Below are 1,148 nucleotides of genomic sequence, written 5' to 3' on the forward strand. Positions count from 1 at the left end.
CTCCCCCTCACCCAGCCTCCGCTTTGCTCGGCTGACCTCTCCCCGACGGGGAGAGGAGCTTGCCAGCGCTGGCGCCAGCCTCTTCTCCCCAGCGGGGAGAAGGTGGCCGCGAAGCGGCCGGATGAGGGGGCTGCCTCGCTCACGGGGATCGAATTCATCATCAATTCCCCGCCTGTTGCTGCGGCAAGAGATAGCCGGTCGTCGACCGGGCGAGCACCAGATAGCGCGCGGCGACCGCCTTGACCTCGTCTGCGGTGACCTTGCGGATGCGGTCCGTCCATTGCTGGACGTCCTGCACATTGCCGCCGGTGGCCAGCGTCGAACCGTAGATGTTGGCCATGGAATCCTGCTTGTCGCGGGCAAAGATCATCGACCTGACATAGCGGTCCTTGGCCTTTTCCAGTTCCGATGGCGTCACGCCATCCTTGACGATGCGCACCACCTCCGCATCGACTGCCGCTTCGACGTCGGAAATCCTGGCATCGCCGCGCGGCGCGCCGTAGACGGTGAAGTTGGTGTCGTCGAGCATGGTGCCCTGGAAAAAGGCGCCGGCGCTGGATGCGATACCTTGCTGGACGACAAGCGCCTGGTAGAGCCGGCTGCGATTGCCGCCGCCGAGGATCTCCGCCAAGAGGTCGAGCGCTTCCGCCTCGCCCGGCTTTCCCGAATGATAGGACGGCACCACCCATTGCGTGGAAAAGCTCGGCACGCTGACGCGGGCATCGGAGAGCGTGACCGTGCGCTTGGTGTTCTGCTCCGGCTCGACCGGGCGGATGCGGGGCGGCAGATCGGGGCCGCGCGCCACCTTGCCATAGGTCTTTTCGGCCAGCGCCCGCACCGTGTCCGGTTCGACATCGCCGGCGACGATCAGCACGGCGTTATTGGGCCGGTAGTATTTGTCGTAGAAGGCGGTGGCGTCGACGCGGTTCAGCTGCTGCATCTCCTGCATCCAGCCGATGACCGGAATGCGATAGGGCTGGTTCTGCCACAGCGTCGCATCGACCTCCTCGTCCAGCACAGCCTCGGGGCTGTTGTCGATACGCGAGCGGCGCTCCTCGAGGATGACGTCGCGCTCGGTCTTGATGACATCATCGGTGAGGATGAGGTTGCGCATGCGGTCAGCCTCGAAGCTTATCATCAGCCCGAGT

Annotated in this window: 1 protein-coding gene; it reads right to left on the bottom strand. The window is 65.0% G+C overall.

What is annotated here, in order from left to right:
* Positions 1-160 precede the first annotated feature (160 nt).
* The coding region (locus ENZ75_RS32455; RefSeq protein WP_164888202.1) for a pitrilysin family protein at positions 161-1,148 on the bottom strand (988 nt) is incomplete at its 5' end.

The organism is Mesorhizobium sp. M7A.F.Ca.CA.002.04.1.1 (assembly GCF_004022805.1).
Lineage (GTDB): Bacteria > Pseudomonadota > Alphaproteobacteria > Rhizobiales > Rhizobiaceae > Mesorhizobium > Mesorhizobium ciceri.